Below are 15,389 nucleotides of genomic sequence, written 5' to 3'. Positions count from 1 at the left end.
GTGGTTTTAGCGCTAAAACAAATATTTACAAATTAGTATATTATAATTAAATTTTAGAAAGGATTTAAAATATGGCAAAATTAGATTTTGATCGTAGTAAAGAACACGTTAACGTTGGAACAATCGGTCACGTTGACCACGGTAAAACAACATTAACAGCTGCTATTGCTACAGTATTAGCTAAAAAAGGATTATCAGAAGCTCGTGATTACGCTTCTATCGATAACGCTCCTGAAGAAAGAGCACGTGGGATTACAATTAACACATCACACATCGAATATCAAACAATGTCACGTCACTACGCACACGTTGACTGTCCTGGTCACGCTGACTACGTTAAAAACATGATTACAGGGGCTGCACAAATGGACGGTGCTATCTTAGTTGTTGCTGCAACAGATGGACCTATGCCTCAAACACGTGAACACATTCTTTTATCTAAACAAGTTGGTGTTCCTCGTATCGTTGTTTTCTTAAACAAATGCGATATGTTAGAAGGTGAAGAAGAAATGATCGAATTAGTTGAAATGGAAATTCGTGGACTTCTTTCAGAATACGGATTTGATGGAGATAACGCTCCAATCATCCGTGGATCAGCTTTAAAAGCATTAGAAGGTGATTCTCACTACGAAGAAAAAATTATGGAATTAATGGACGCTGTTGATTCATACATCGAAACACCAGTTAAAGAATTCGATAAACCATTCTTAATGGCTGTTGAAGACGTTTTCACAATTACAGGACGTGGAACAGTTGCTACAGGACGTGTAGAACGTGGAACACTTAACTTAAACGAAGAAGTTGAAATCGTTGGATTACACGCAACTAAAAAAACAGTTGTTACAGGAATTGAAATGTTCCGTAAAAACTTAAAACAAGCACTTGCAGGGGATAACGCTGGATTATTACTTCGTGGAGTTAACCGTGAAGACATCGAACGTGGACAAGTTTTAGCTAAACCAGGTTCAATCGTTCCTCACACAAAATTCGAAGCTGCAATTTACGTACTTAAAAAAGAAGAAGGTGGACGTCACACACCATTCTTCAAAAACTATAAACCACAATTCTACTTCCGTACAACAGACGTAACAGGTGGAGTTGTATTTGAAGATGGACGTGAAATGGTTATGCCAGGAGAAAACGTTAACTTAACTGTTGAATTAATCGCTCCTATCGCTGTTGAAGAAGGAACAAAATTCTCAATCCGTGAAGGTGGACGTACAGTTGGTGCTGGTTCAGTAACAAAAATCGTTAAATAATCATACAAAAATCAAAATAAAAGGCAAAGTGAAATTCATTATGTCTTTTATTTTTTTATTTATAAACTTAACAATAAGGGTGTAAAATAATGGTTATTATTTATTTCGTAATTTTATTATTAATTAATAAAGTTATATAATTATTTTGTGATAGTTACAAGGAGTTAAAAATGAAAAAACGTAATAAATGACTAATTTTAGGTGCAATTGCAATTTCTTCCGGAGCATTACCGATGTTAGTTGCATGTGGCACACAAAGCAATAGATACAGACCAAGTAACAAAGATAATCAAATAACACCTAAACCAAAGGTTGATGATAATACTAACAGTAAAGAAAATGATAAAGTTACACCACCAAGCATTATAGATAATGAAGGTCAAGTTACTCCGCCGGTAACAAAACCTGAAACACCTAGCGAACCGGAAAAAGGTGGAGAAACAGAAGTTGGCCCTGAAAAACCTGAAAATGGCAACGGTGAAGATACTAGTGTTACACCACCGACAACAGATCAAGGTACAAATTCAGGAACACCTAGCGAAACGGATAAAGGTGATACTACTGATGGTGGTACCACAAATCCACCAACAGATCAAGGTGGTTCAGAAACCGGAAATCAAGATGATAAAGTTACACCACCGTTAACAAAACCTGAAACACCTAGCGAACCTGAAAAAGGCGGAGAAACAGAAGTTGGCCCTGAAAAACCTGAAAATGGCAATGGCGGAGATACAAGTGTTACACCACCTACAACAGATCAGGGTAAAAAAAATAATACAGATGAAAAGCCTTCTAAACCAAGTACAGGTAATAATTCAGGGAATAGCGGAGATAACAACACCGGGACAAATACTTCAGATTTTAATTCTAAATATAGTTTAAGAGAAGAGGTTTACGAACAAAAAAATAATATTAATGTATCAAATATTTCATCATACAATAAAAATGACCCATATTTTGGTGTTTATAATGAATGGCTAAACAATAAAACAGAAACAAATTATACAAACGAAATTATTGATAATTCACAATTTACAGAATATTCACTTTTATCAGATATTTACTCTAACAGAACATTAACTATTAAAATAAAATCTAATGTTGATATAAAACAAAATGATGAGTATAAATTAATATATAAATATGATACAGATAACAAAGAAATTACCCTACCGTTAACATTATCTAATAATTCAAAACGTACTTTAATTGCTAAAATATCAAACATAGATAAAAACTATAAAATTAGATTAGTTAACGTTACAAAAAACAACGAAAACATAAATTTCACTTCAAAAGGTGATGTCTTATTAGGAAACGAATCATGATTAGATTCTTCTAAATATAAAATTGAAAACTTCACCGGTTGAACAACGTGGCCAACAGGAAATGGTAATAATCATACATTCAACCTTATTTTCCAAAAGAAAGACAGAACAACACCACGTGATATTATTGATAAATTAAGATTTATTTGAATTACTAAAGATAAAGAAATTCAATATGCCGGATTTAGTTACCAAAGAAAAGATGATTGAAACAGAGTTGTAAATAAAAGTAATTACGCTAAAGTTGTTGCTGACGCAAATTACTTTGATGTATCTAAAATTGATAAATTTTTAGGTTTAGAAATTCTTGTGGATAACAATTTTCAAAAAGGTTGAGTTAAAGTAGACGGAATACCAGAAATAAAAATAAACGGAAGCACAGAAGGAAGTTCATCTTCTTCTGATTTACCAACAATAAATAGCATTCAATGAAATGACAATAACTTAGGAATTAACTTTAGCAATATAGATAACTCAATAGATTCTACAAAAGTAAAATTTGAAATTAAAAGTATGGATCCGTTCAGTCCGTTTTCAAAAGTTTATACAGGGACAAAAAATGGAAATCAATTTATTATAACTAATCCTAATCTACCTAAAGATATATCTAAATTTATGCTCACAAGAGTTCAATATGGTGATAAATTAATTGAAAGTAATGCAACCAACACAAATATGATTATTACAAATCATAAGGTTGAAAAAAACTTCAATGTAGAAAAACTAAATTTTTATTTAGATTCAGAAAATAAAAATATTTACGGTTCAATAGGTATTAATTTTACAAAAGATGACTATGAATTATTTAAAAATAAAAATTTAGAAATAGTATTTGAACGTAAAGGTGATATAGGACAAGAGAAAAATGAAAGAGAAGTAAGTATCTATCGTAATCTATTCTTGAGAGAACAAAAAGTTGTTGTTCCATTTAGTAAACTACAAAAATTTAATTTAAATGGGTTTTACGAAAATACAGAATATCAACTTAAGTCTGTTAAAATAGTTGATAAAAATTCACTAATAGAATTTATTAATCAAAATCATTTTAGATTTAGTAATGATTTTAAAAATAAAACAAGATTTTTATACAATTTTAACTACCAAAACAACGATAATAACTATATATCAGGTTCTAATACCGGGGAAACAAAAAATAGTTTATTCGAAAAGGTAAATGAATCAGGAATTAATGTAGATTATTCTATTCAAAATCATTACGCGTTAAATAACTTTAATAGAGAATTATGATATAAACAAAGAGCAACACTTTATGAAGGTCAATTATCAAATTCTTTAGCTTATAAACATGAAGAGTTAAATAAATTAACTTCAAAAGTTCACCTAACACAAAATAATCAAGAAATTCAAACTCATTTTATTTCACCAAGAGAAATTGTTAATGATTTAACATGAAAAATAAATGATAAATTCACAGAAGCAAAAATAACAAAAGATATTTCTGTTTTCAACGGGATTGATGCTCACGAAAATGATGCATACTTCGAAATTGGTTTTGAATTCGATCCAAAACAAAGACAAGTTATTGATTTAATAGAACCCGAGCCATTTGTTACATATGGTAACGTAACACGTGCTTCAGCAAATGATTCAACTAGAAATATGTCTAAATCATTTGTTTATCTAGCAATTCCTTATAAAGAATTATTGACAAAATCTAAAATTAGTAATGTAAGTTTTGAATATTTAGCAATTAGAAATTCAAAAGAAGAAGAATTAAAATTAAAACAATTAATTGCAAGTAGATATCAATTTGATATTGAATATAATAATTCTACAAAGGAACTAACTTACATTATTAAATCAAAAAATGATAAAACCAAGATTTTTGATAGACTTGGAGACCATTATTTATCAATAAACAACTCTACATTTTTAGGTAACTCACTTTTCTTTGCGCATTGAGCTGATTTAGGTAACAACCCAACTCAAATTACATATGTACCTAAGCAAAAACCAAATATATTATCAGTTGGTTTAAATCAACTTAATTTCAAAGATAGTTATGTACATACAGAACTTACATTGGAAGGTTCATCAAAACGTGTATACTTTGGTGAAAAACACGAAAATGTACTAAACGCTAGAGAAAGAGCATTTAACTTCGCGCCTAAACCATTGGCCGCCGAAGGGACATGAGATGTTATTGGTAAAGTGACCGAAGATCCAAATGACTATAGATATTATATAACTACAAATCAACACGTTTGAGGTGCTGGTTCATCTAAAGAATTTAAAAATAATAATTTCAATTTACCATTAGAAATTTTTGAACCTGCAGGTGGTTGATCGATGGACAAATCAGACCCAAGTGGTCGTGTTGAATACGAAAAAGAATGAACAGAAGCAATAGTTAAAGTAGATTTAATTGCTAACTTTCACAATGACGCTATTTTCCCTAATTCAGCATGAGAATTTAGAAATAACTATGGTGATATAAATGACAATAGTACCTGAGGTATTTTCACAAGAGGAAATACATCTCATTCACTTTCTAATGCTGATTTAATTGTTGGTATAGCAGACTTTAAAGACTTCTTCAATGCATTTGATCAAGTAGGAGATGTTGCATATTATAACGGTAGACCAATCGATCAAAATGATAAAGCAGTTATGAGAACATACAACTTCTTTAAAAAACTTCCAACACTAAAAAACTTAAAACCAAGTAGACATAACTTACACGTATCAAGACTTGTAAACTTAAATTGAAGTATTGCATCGTTCCCAATCCAACAAAATACTTTAAATAAAGATAGTTTCGAAAACAAAAGATATCGTGAATACATAATTGGAAGTATGGCGGATAAAAGTATTAACGAATTAGGTTACGGTGGAGCAAGATCAAAATTACCTTCTGTTCCATTACACTCAAAAATATTCGACTTACAAAAAGGTTCTTCAGGAAGTATGGTGTTCGATTCAGAAGGAAATCCAACAGGGTTACTAACAGAAACTGAATCAATTAGTTCAAATGTTATGATGATTGATACTAATAGTAATGCCTTTTTAGGGGATGGTAAAACAACCCAAAATCCTGGTTCATTCTATGAACGTATGAGATTATTGAGCTATTTATTCCCTAACAAATATAGTCCAAAAGAATTTACAGAAATGCCTAACTGAGAAAAATTAAATAACGAATAATATTGAAACACCCATTTTGGGTGTTTTTTTGTAAAAAAAATATTTCAATTTATCAAAATATCGTATATAATAATTTTACTATTTACTGTCAAGCACTTTTGCTTGACACTTATTAGGAGGTGATATGGTAAAATTAAGATTAAAAAGAATGGGGAGCAAATTCAGACCAGTATACAAAATAGTTGCTGCTGACGCTAGAGCTCCACGTGATGGTAAATTTATTGAAGCACTTGGACACTACAACCCTTCAACAAAAGAATTAGTCCTAAACAAAGAAGCTACAGCTAAATGATTAAGTCAAGGTGCTAAACCTACTTTAACAGTTGCAAACTTATTAAAATCTTCTAAATAATTAATATGAAATTTAATTTTTTGACTCTGTTTCCAAAATATTTTGAACCCTTTATTAATGAAAGTATTATTAATAAAGCAGTTCAAAATGACTTATTAGAAATAAATGTAGTTGATTTCAGAAATTTTAGTACTAACAAACATCGCAAAGTTGATGATGAAATTTACGGTGGCGGACATGGGTTATTATTACAAATAGAACCAATTGATTTAGCGCTTGATTCACTACCAAATAGAGGTGGTTATAAAATATTAGTTTCGCCACAAGGTAAAAAATTTACTCAAGAAATTGCGAATGATTTAGCAAAAAAATATGATCAAATTACATTTATATCCGGTAGATATGAAGGCTTTGACGAAAGAATTGTTGACTTAGTAGATATAGAACTCTCAATTGGAGATTATGTATTAACAGGTGGCGAATTACCTTCAATGGTAATGGCAGATTCTATAGCACGTTTAGTGCCAAACGTTATTAAAGCAGAATCACATATTTATGACTCCTTTCAAGGAGATGGATTACTAGATTATCCACAATACACTAGACCTAGAGAGTACAAAGGAATGAAAGTTCCTGAAGTACTATTTAGTGGAAATCATAAGGAAATTGAAGCTTGAAAAAAAGAATTTCAGATCAAAAAAACATTAAAAAATAGACCAGATATTATTGAAAGGATTAAAAATGAGAAATAAATTAATTGAAGCTGTTGAAAAATCACAATTACGTACAGATATTCCTGCATTTACAACAGGAGATAACGTTAAAGTTTCAGTACGTATCCGTGAAGGTGAAAAAGAACGTATTCAGATTTTTGAAGGATTAGTAATTTCTAAAAAAGAATCAGGAACAAGAGAAACATTTACAGTAAGAAAAATTTCTTACGGTATTGGAGTTGAAAGAACTTTCCCAGTTCACTCACCTCTAATTGCTCACATTGAAGTTGTTCGTTCAAACAAGGTTCGTAGAAAAAGATTATTCTTTATGAGAGATCGTAAAGGTAAAAGTGCACGTCTTAAAGAAATTAAAAGAAAATAATAAATATCATCTTGATAAACACCATTTCGATGGTGTTTTTAAATAAACATAATATAATTAAAGCAAAGGAGGAAAAATGGATAAAAAAATAGAAATTTACATTGACTTTGAAGCAATTACCTCCAATTTCTTAAGAAGAATTTTTAAAAATGTACCACATAATTTCGAGTTCCCTTACATATATACAGTTGGCTACTATAAAAATGATGATTTAATTTTAGATACAGGTTATATTAACCTTAAAAAAATTTGAAATTTAGAGAATCTAATTAACCAATCAAAAACAACTCTAAAATGAATGTTAACAAAATCAATTAGAAAAATCACTGGTATAAAAAACCTTGAAATCAATTCACATAATATTGATTTTTTAGTTTGAGGAAATTCACTAGAAGATAACATCATTGAACCAATGTTTGGTTTTAAAACCAAAAATATTCAAAAAGGTTCTGGTATTTCAATTGATAAAGTTGTTCCATCTAAATTATTCAATGAAAACTACTTCAAAAAAATGGAAGCTATCGAAAATCAAAAAGCTCTTTATAAAGGTTCGACTATAAAATTAAAACCAGACTTTTCAAGTGGTGCAATGTGCGCAGTTTTAGGTGCAATTTTAATACTAAATAACTTTAAAAATTCATATCAACATAAAGCATATGACAGACCACTAAATGATGATGAAAAAAACATAATAATAGATTGCATCTCACAATATAATAGAGATGACGTAAAAAAGATTGCTTTCATACATAAAAATTCAGATAAAAAAGAGATAATTGAAAATCAAATTTATTATTACATTTGAAAAACTAATAAATTAAGAAATGAAGAAGTAAAACTTAGTAAATTAAAAAGTATATTAAAGGTAATAAATAATATTGTTACTTTAGATAAAGATTCAACCGTTGAATATGCCGTTAACAAAGCAAACGAATTCTTTGAATTGGAAGAAAATAAAAATAATCAAAGTAAGAAAGTTTTTGAAAATTATTTACCATTGTTGAATACAGAATTTAAATCTAATTCACTTATTTTGAAAAACATTAAATTGAACAGTCGTAAGCTAAATAAAATAAAACAAGAAATAAAAACAATTAAAGAAGAAATATTACCTTCTATTGCCGATACTATTTTTGGGTACTAAAAAAGAACTAAAAAAGCACCAAAAAAGGAAAAAGTCAATAAAAGGCACTTTTTTAGCAAAAAAATAACGCTTTTGCTAAAAAGTGATATAATTAATACGTTAAGTTAAGAGTAATAAAGTTTTTAAGTGGTCTTTTGAACTACTCCAATAGTTACTTTTTTAATTAACATTAAATTTAAAGTAATATAGATTAAACAGCGACACTATTATTAATTATGAGCTTCATTTTTGGTAAATTAATAATAATTAATCTATAATACTTTTATTAATTTAATATTAGGAGTAAAAATGAAATCAATTACAAGAAAAGTAACTTTAGAAAAAGAATTTTGAATTAATGTTCAAAATCAGGCATTACATTATTTGGAGTCTAAAAAAGAAAAAGGGATAAACCAAGCTAAAATTTTAGATGAATCAACTAGAACAATAATATTTTTCGAAAAAATGAAATTACACGAAGAATTATTATCTAAATATGATGATCCAAACGTTTATCTAGCACCAATTTTAATTAATAAAGACATTACTGTTGAAAAAGCAGGACTTGAATTTAAAGTCTTTTACATCACAGAAGAAGAATATAACGATTTTGCTTCAGACTTAACCAATAGACCAGATTTTAAATTACCGGAAAATTATGACGCACAAATTAATACATTCGTAGATAATTATGTTCAAAATTTCAGCTTTAAAAATGATATAAAAGGTGAAATTAAACTTAATAATGAAGTTGGATTAGAAATATATAAAGCTGATATCAACAGAAAAGATAGAATTGTATTAATCGCTAATAATAATGATCAAAAAAGTCTTGAATATGCATTAATCGGTAAAAAAGTAGGTGATAAATTTACTTACAAATTTACTGAAGAAGAAACATATGAAATACATATATTAAATGCTAAAGAAGTTGTAAAAACTCCTCTAAGCGATGATAATGTAAATCAACTTCAAATACCAGAAATCAAAAATTTAGATGATGCAAAGAAATATGTATATGGAACTATAAAAAGCGGAATGGTTGATGAAAGTTTAGTTACATACGGTTTTCAAATTGTTGACCAAGTAAGTAAATTAAACCTAAAGAAATTTAATTTCCCAATCGAACTTCTAGAAGATAAAATTTCAGAAATAGACCCACAAAAAATTGCTAACTTAAAACCAGAAGAAGTTGCAAGTACTATTTATGAAAGATTTGTTGCACAATGAATTTTAATTAAAAGATTTAAATTAAACGCATCTCAAACTGATATGAATGAAGAAATAAACAAAATAAATGCTTCTATGACACCAGCTGAAGCAAGCCGAATTAGTATCAGAAAGGTAATAGATATAATCTTAATTAAAAAAATAGGTTTAGTATATTTACAAAAATATGAACCAAATACTTATAAACAAAATTTTGAAACAAAATAAATCAATTTAAGGAGTAGTTATGAAAATAGAATTAGGTATCTCAACATTTGGTGAAACAACCAAATTAGAATCAACAGGAAAAATTGAATCACACCACAAAAGAATTAAAGATTTAATCGAAGAAATGGTGTTAGCTGATGAAGTAGGACTTGATGTTTTCGCGGTAGGTGAACACCACAGAGATGATTTTGCAATTTCAAGCCCTGAAATGATCTTAGCTGCAGGAGCAGTTAAAACAAAAAACATTATTTTAACTAGTGCTGTAACAGTTTTATCATCAAACGACCCAGTTAGAGTTTATCAAAACTTCGCACATGTTGACTTAATGTCAGATGGTAGAGCAGAAATCATGGTTGGTAGAGGTTCATTCACTGAATCATTCCCATTATTTGGTTACCAATTAAGAGATTATGATGGATTATTTGATGAAAAATTAGACATGTTACTTGAAATTAAACGTGACATTAATCTAAATTGAAAAGGAACATATACACAGACTGTTGAAAACAGACCAGTATATCCTAGAGCATTAAATATGCCTATTTGAGTTGCAACAGGAGGAAACCCTAACTCAACAATTGATATCGCAACACGTAAATTACCAATTGTTTACGCAATTATCGGTGGAAACCCACACGACTTTAAACCACTTGTACAAGCTTACCGTGCAATTTATAAAGAAGCTTCTAAAGCTGACAAAAACCCTTCATTCGAAAACATGAAAGTTGGTTCACACTCATGAGGTTACATCGATGAAACAGATGAATTAGCAGCACAAAAATACTGACACCCTGTTAAATTATTCGTTGACCGTATCGCAAGTGAAAGACCTCACTGAACAGAATTAACTAAAGAAAGATACGAAAGAATGATAGGTCCAGAAGGAGCTGTATTCGTAGGTAGCCCTGAAACAGTTGCTAAGAAAATTATTAGCGTTATGGAAACAGTTGAATTAAACAGATTCTTAATTCACTTACCAGTAGGTTCAATGGATCATAAAGATATAATGAATTCAATTAGATTATTCGGTGAAAAAGTAGCACCAATCGTTAGAAAACACTTTGAAGATAAAGAAGATTTCGCAGTAAAATACATGAAATAATAAAGCAAAAACGAACATATAAAGTTGTGTTCGTTTTTTATATATCACTTTAAAGCACCTATATACAATTACTTTAAAGTGATATTTTTGATATAAATTTTTATGGTATATATTAAAATAATGTATAATATTATTACTTAAATTGCTAGGGGTATAGTTCAACGGTAGAACAACAGGCTTCAACCCTGTGTGTTGTGGGTTCGAATCCTGCTACCCCTGCCATTTTTTTATACCTTTTTTTATATTATTAGACTATAATTATAGTATGAAATATAAATACGACTTTGGTTTTATTGGAACAGGTGCTTATGGTAGTGCTTTAGCAAATGTTCTATCATATAATAATAAAAAAATATCAATGTACGGCATTGACCAAAAAGAAATTGAAGATATCAATAATGGACACAATCAAAAATATTTTGGGTCCAATAATTTTTTTAATAAGGATAATATTTTTGCAACTAATAACTTAGAAGAAGTGGTTTTAAACTCACGTTATATTGTTTTAGCTATACCTTCAAGTGCAATAAGAGTGGTTTTAAAACAAATAAGTGATGTGATTAAATTTAAAAGAATAAATTTAATCAATTTATCAAAAGGTATCGAACCATCAACTGAACTTTTTTTTAGCCAATTTATTAAGAAAAAATTTAGTAAAAATTTAAAAAATTTAGCTACCCTATTAGGTCCTTCTTTCGCTATAGAAATTTTTAATAAAGAACTAACTGTAATCAATATTGTCGGAGAAAATAAAGAATACAATGATGAATTAGTTAATTGTTTTAATAACAATTACTTTAAATTAGTTGAAAATAATAATGAGATAGGATTGGAACTATTTGCATCACTTAAAAATGTTCTTGCAATAGGTTTAGGAATTGCTTCTATTGCGACAGAAAGCAGAAACACTAATGCAGCTTTAATAACAATTGGGATACAAGAAATGATAACTATATATCAGAAATTAACAAATGATTATAATAATGATTTTGTATATCAATTCGCAGGTATTGGAGATACTTTCTTAACATGTACATCAGTTAAAAGTAGAAATTATACATTTGGAACAATGATTGGTGAGTTCGGTATAAATAAAGCTTTAGAGAAAACAAATGGTACAGTTGAAGGTTATACAACTGCTAAATCACTAGATAAAATTATTAAAAATAGCAATATAAATGCACCGTTTTTTGAAAATATTATACAAATACTTTCAGACAAAAAAGAGCATATGAAAATATGTGATTTTATAACTAAAAATAGCTAAAAATAATGTAAAATTATATTTATATTTATAATATAAAAAAGGAGTAAAATGATTAAACATACACAAGATAATAAAAATTCTCAAGTTGTTGTTTCATACACAATTAAATCTGACGAATTTCAAAAATTATTTAACGAATTAGTAGATAAAAAAGCACAAAAGGTTAAAGTACAAGGTTACAGACCAGGTAAAGCTCCAATTGATAAATTAAGATCATACGTAAACAAAGAAGAAGTTTTCACAACTCTTATTAACGACTTAGCAAGAAATAAATTTGCAGAAGTTGCAAAACACATTTCAGAAAATAAATTATCAGTAATTGCACACATTTACGAATTAGACGTTAAAAACGAAGAAAACGGTGATGTAGTTATTAACTACAACTTCCCAATTTTACCTGACTTAAAAAAACTTTCTTTAAAAGATATTGAAACAAAATTCAACTTTAAAAAAGTTGGTAAAAAAGAAATCGAAGATGCTAAATTAGAAATCTCAGAAAAATTTAACGGATTAGCTGAAGTAACTGACAAAAACGAAAAAACTGTTGAAGGTGATACAGTTAACATCGACTTCAAAGGTTTCATTGATGATGTTGCTTTCCAAGGCGGAGAAGCTGAAGGACATGATTTATTATTAGGTTCTAAAACTTTCATTCCTGGTTTCGAAGATCAATTAATTGGTAAAAAAGTTGGTTACAAAGGTGATGTTGTTGTTAAATTCCCATCTGATTACTTTGTAAAAGAATATAGAGATAAAGAAGCTACATTCCAAGTTACAATTAACGCAATTAAAAGACCATCAAAATTTGACTTTAACGATGAATTTGTTAAAGGTTTCAAAATTGAGGGTGTTGAAACATTAAAAGATTTCGAAAAATTATTAAAAAACAAAAAAGAAGTAGAATTCTTCTTAGACTCAATTAGACAATTTGAATTAGATACAGTTGAAGAAATCATTAAAAAATCTGATTTACAAATTAACCACCAATTAATCAAAGATAGAATTGCTAAATTGGAAGAAGACTTTAACAATTCATTAAAACAATACGGTCTAAAAAGAAAAGAATACCTTTCATTCGTTAAAACTACAGAAGAAGAATTAAACGATGAATTCAATAAAATCGCTAGTTCAGAACTTAAAAAATCATTAGTACACGAATACTTATTTGGTGAACTTAAAGTAAATGATGAAGATAAAGATTTCCAAGAATTTAAAGAAAAATTACAATTAACTGGAGAAAAAGGTATCCCAGGTAATTCAAAAGAAGAAATCGAAAAAACAAAACAAGAAATTGTAAAAGCAGTTACATTTAACTACAAATTACTTGTATTATTGAAAAAAGAAAAAGATGCTGAAGAACTTAAAAAATTAGCATTAAAATTACAATTTACTTTCTAATAATATTTAAAAATTAGGCTCGAACCTAATTTTTTTAAAACTTTTATGAACTAAATAATATTTATTTTAAAAGTTATATAATAAAAATATGGAATCAAATAAATTAAATGCAAGTATAAAAAATAATGAAAATGATGAAGTTATAATAATTAAAAACTTGGTCAAAAGCTTTAAGAAATATAAAGCACTTAAAGGCATTTCTTTTAGCGTTAAAAAAGGCGAATTGTTTGGTTTTTTAGGTCTAAACGGAGCAGGTAAAACAACCACACTGAATATTATTTTAGGTCTACTTAAACGCGATAGCGGTGATGTTTTAATACACGGTAAAAGCATCGATGATGACATAGTATCTATAAGAAATCAAATCGGTATAGTTTTCCAAGAATCCATTTTAGATCCAGGTCTAAATGTTTACCAAAATTTACTAGTAAGAGCAAGTTTATACAAATCATTTTTTAAAAATCAAACCCCAAAACAAGTTGTAGAACAAATTATGGAAGAGTTCCAACTAAATGATTTTGCAGACAGAAATTATTCAGCACTTAGTGGTGGACAAAAAAGAAGAGTTGATATCGCAAGAGCGCTAGTTCACAAACCTTCAATTCTATTTCTAGATGAGCCAACCACTGGACTAGATCCTAATTCAAGAAAATTAGTTTGAGAAATACTTAATAAAATACAAAAAGAACGTAAATTAACTATCTTATTAACAACACATTACATGGAAGAAGCAAACAATTGTAATAGAGCAATAATTATTCAAAAAGGTGAAAAATTAGTTGAAGGAACACCTTCAGAACTTAAGTCAAAATATTCAAGTTCTCATATTAAAATTTATAAAATGTCAAGTACGTTAAACGATTCTATTTTAAAATCAAACTTAGATTTTAAAATAGATAATAATGTTTATACCATTAAATTTAAAGACTACAACGAAGGTTCAAAATGAATTAAAGAACATATCAAAGATATTGAAGATTACGAATTTTTCAAAGGTTCAATGGATGAAGTTTTTTTAAATGTAACCGAACAATTCGGAGGTAAAAATGTTTAGTCAGTTAAGCAATTTATTTAAAAGGCATTTTTTAATCTTTGCAAAAGATAAAAAAAGAATTTTCTTTACCTTCATGAGCCCTATGATTGTACTTTTATGTTTTGCTTTATTCGCAAGAAATATTTACATTGGCCAAATGCCAAAACAAACCCCAGAAATCATTAAAAACCAATATGCCGATATAAGTTTAATGATTGGACTTTTATCAGTAACCACATTTACAAACGCAATTAGTTTATCAAGTGTTATGGTTACTGACTCTGAGAGAAAAATATTAAATGATTTATATATGACACCAGTGAAAACTAGTGTTATACGTCTAAGTTACCTGCTATTTAACATATTTTTAAATATCTTAATTACAACACTAATGTATCTAATAAGTATTTTTTGAATGCTAGGTAACAAAACATTCATTGTAAACAACCAAACTACCATTCCATTCCAAAAAGGAATGTATATCTGATTTAGCGTTATAATTGGATGTATCTTAAATAGTGCTATATTTGTATTTATATTCAGTTATGTTTCAAATAGTGCTGCATTTAGTGCTTTAAGCGCTTCTTTAAGTGGTATCGCAGGATTTTTAATTGGTGCATTTGTCCCACTAATTACATTCCCAAGAGCACTAGCTGAGATATCAAGTTTAATACCTGCCACCCAAATTAGTAATTTAATTAAATATTTCGCACTAAAAGACTTGTCATTTATAAACCAAAGTAACGCAAGTTTTGAATTCTATATTCTATTAGGACAAGATATTAAATGGTGAGGGTCATTACTATATGCAACTAGTTGAATTGCATTAATGTTTACACTTAATTTTGCGATTAAAGTACCTAAAATTAGGTAAGAAATGAAAATTAACA

General features: G+C 28.5%; 12 protein-coding genes and 1 tRNA gene. All 13 read left to right on the top strand.

Going from position 1 to position 15,389, the window contains the following annotated elements; genetic code table 4:
• Window positions 1–71: 71 nt before the first annotated feature.
• Window positions 72–1,259, top strand: a complete 1,188-nt coding sequence (gene tuf, locus HTZ87_RS00295; RefSeq protein ID WP_174892589.1) for an elongation factor Tu — start codon at window positions 72–74, stop codon at window positions 1,257–1,259.
• Window positions 1,260–1,429: 170 nt separating this feature from the next.
• Window positions 1,430–5,752: a hypothetical protein gene (locus HTZ87_RS00290; protein WP_174892588.1), complete on the top strand. Its 4,323-nt coding sequence runs from the start codon at window positions 1,430–1,432 to the stop codon at window positions 5,750–5,752.
• 124 nt (window positions 5,753–5,876) lie between these two features.
• A complete protein-coding gene (gene rpsP / locus HTZ87_RS00285) occupies window positions 5,877–6,104 on the top strand; it encodes a 30S ribosomal protein S16 (RefSeq protein ID WP_174892587.1) in 228 nt (75 codons plus the stop codon).
• Window positions 6,105–6,109: 5 nt separating this feature from the next.
• Window positions 6,110–6,796 carry a tRNA (guanosine(37)-N1)-methyltransferase TrmD gene (gene trmD, locus HTZ87_RS00280; RefSeq protein WP_174892586.1) on the top strand — a complete coding sequence of 229 codons (687 nt, stop codon included), beginning with the start codon at window positions 6,110–6,112 and terminating at the stop codon, window positions 6,794–6,796.
• Window positions 6,786–7,139 carry a 50S ribosomal protein L19 gene (gene rplS, locus HTZ87_RS00275; protein ID WP_174892585.1) on the top strand — a complete coding sequence of 118 codons (354 nt, stop codon included), beginning with the start codon at window positions 6,786–6,788 and terminating at the stop codon, window positions 7,137–7,139. The genes trmD and rplS overlap by 11 nt, the downstream gene beginning before the upstream one ends.
• A gap of 76 nt (window positions 7,140–7,215) precedes the next feature.
• The gene (locus HTZ87_RS00270; RefSeq protein WP_174892584.1) at window positions 7,216–8,283 is read left to right on the top strand and encodes a hypothetical protein; all 1,068 of its coding nucleotides are present in this window, start codon (window positions 7,216–7,218) and stop codon (window positions 8,281–8,283) included.
• A gap of 288 nt (window positions 8,284–8,571) precedes the next feature.
• A complete protein-coding gene (locus HTZ87_RS00265; protein ID WP_174892583.1) occupies window positions 8,572–9,699 on the top strand; it encodes a trigger factor-related chaperone in 1,128 nt (375 codons plus the stop codon).
• A gap of 19 nt (window positions 9,700–9,718) precedes the next feature.
• A complete protein-coding gene (locus HTZ87_RS00260) occupies window positions 9,719–10,801 on the top strand; it encodes an Atu2307/SP_0267 family LLM class monooxygenase (RefSeq protein WP_174892582.1) in 1,083 nt (360 codons plus the stop codon).
• A gap of 147 nt (window positions 10,802–10,948) precedes the next feature.
• Window positions 10,949–11,023: transfer RNA gene (locus HTZ87_RS00255), tRNA-Trp, on the top strand.
• A 43-nt stretch (window positions 11,024–11,066) separates the two neighbouring features.
• Window positions 11,067–12,068 carry an NAD(P)H-dependent glycerol-3-phosphate dehydrogenase gene (locus HTZ87_RS00250; protein WP_174892581.1) on the top strand — a complete coding sequence of 334 codons (1,002 nt, stop codon included), beginning with the start codon at window positions 11,067–11,069 and terminating at the stop codon, window positions 12,066–12,068.
• A 48-nt stretch (window positions 12,069–12,116) separates the two neighbouring features.
• Complete coding sequence (gene tig, locus HTZ87_RS00245) at window positions 12,117–13,466, top strand: trigger factor (RefSeq protein WP_174892580.1); 1,350 nt, start codon at window positions 12,117–12,119, stop codon at window positions 13,464–13,466.
• Between the two features lie 88 nt (window positions 13,467–13,554).
• Window positions 13,555–14,520, top strand: coding sequence for an ABC transporter ATP-binding protein (locus tag HTZ87_RS00240; RefSeq protein ID WP_174892579.1), 966 nt, complete (start codon window positions 13,555–13,557; stop codon window positions 14,518–14,520).
• The gene (locus HTZ87_RS00235) at window positions 14,513–15,373 is read left to right on the top strand and encodes an ABC transporter permease (protein WP_174892578.1); all 861 of its coding nucleotides are present in this window, start codon (window positions 14,513–14,515) and stop codon (window positions 15,371–15,373) included. Before HTZ87_RS00240 ends, HTZ87_RS00235 begins: the two co-directional genes overlap by 8 nt.
• Window positions 15,374–15,389: the final 16 nt, after the last annotated feature.

It is taken from the genome of Mycoplasma sp. OR1901 (assembly GCF_013348745.1).
Taxonomy (GTDB): Bacteria; Bacillota_I; Bacilli_A; order Mycoplasmatales; family Metamycoplasmataceae; genus Mycoplasmopsis.
This window is presented reverse-complemented; position numbering and strand designations above follow the sequence as displayed.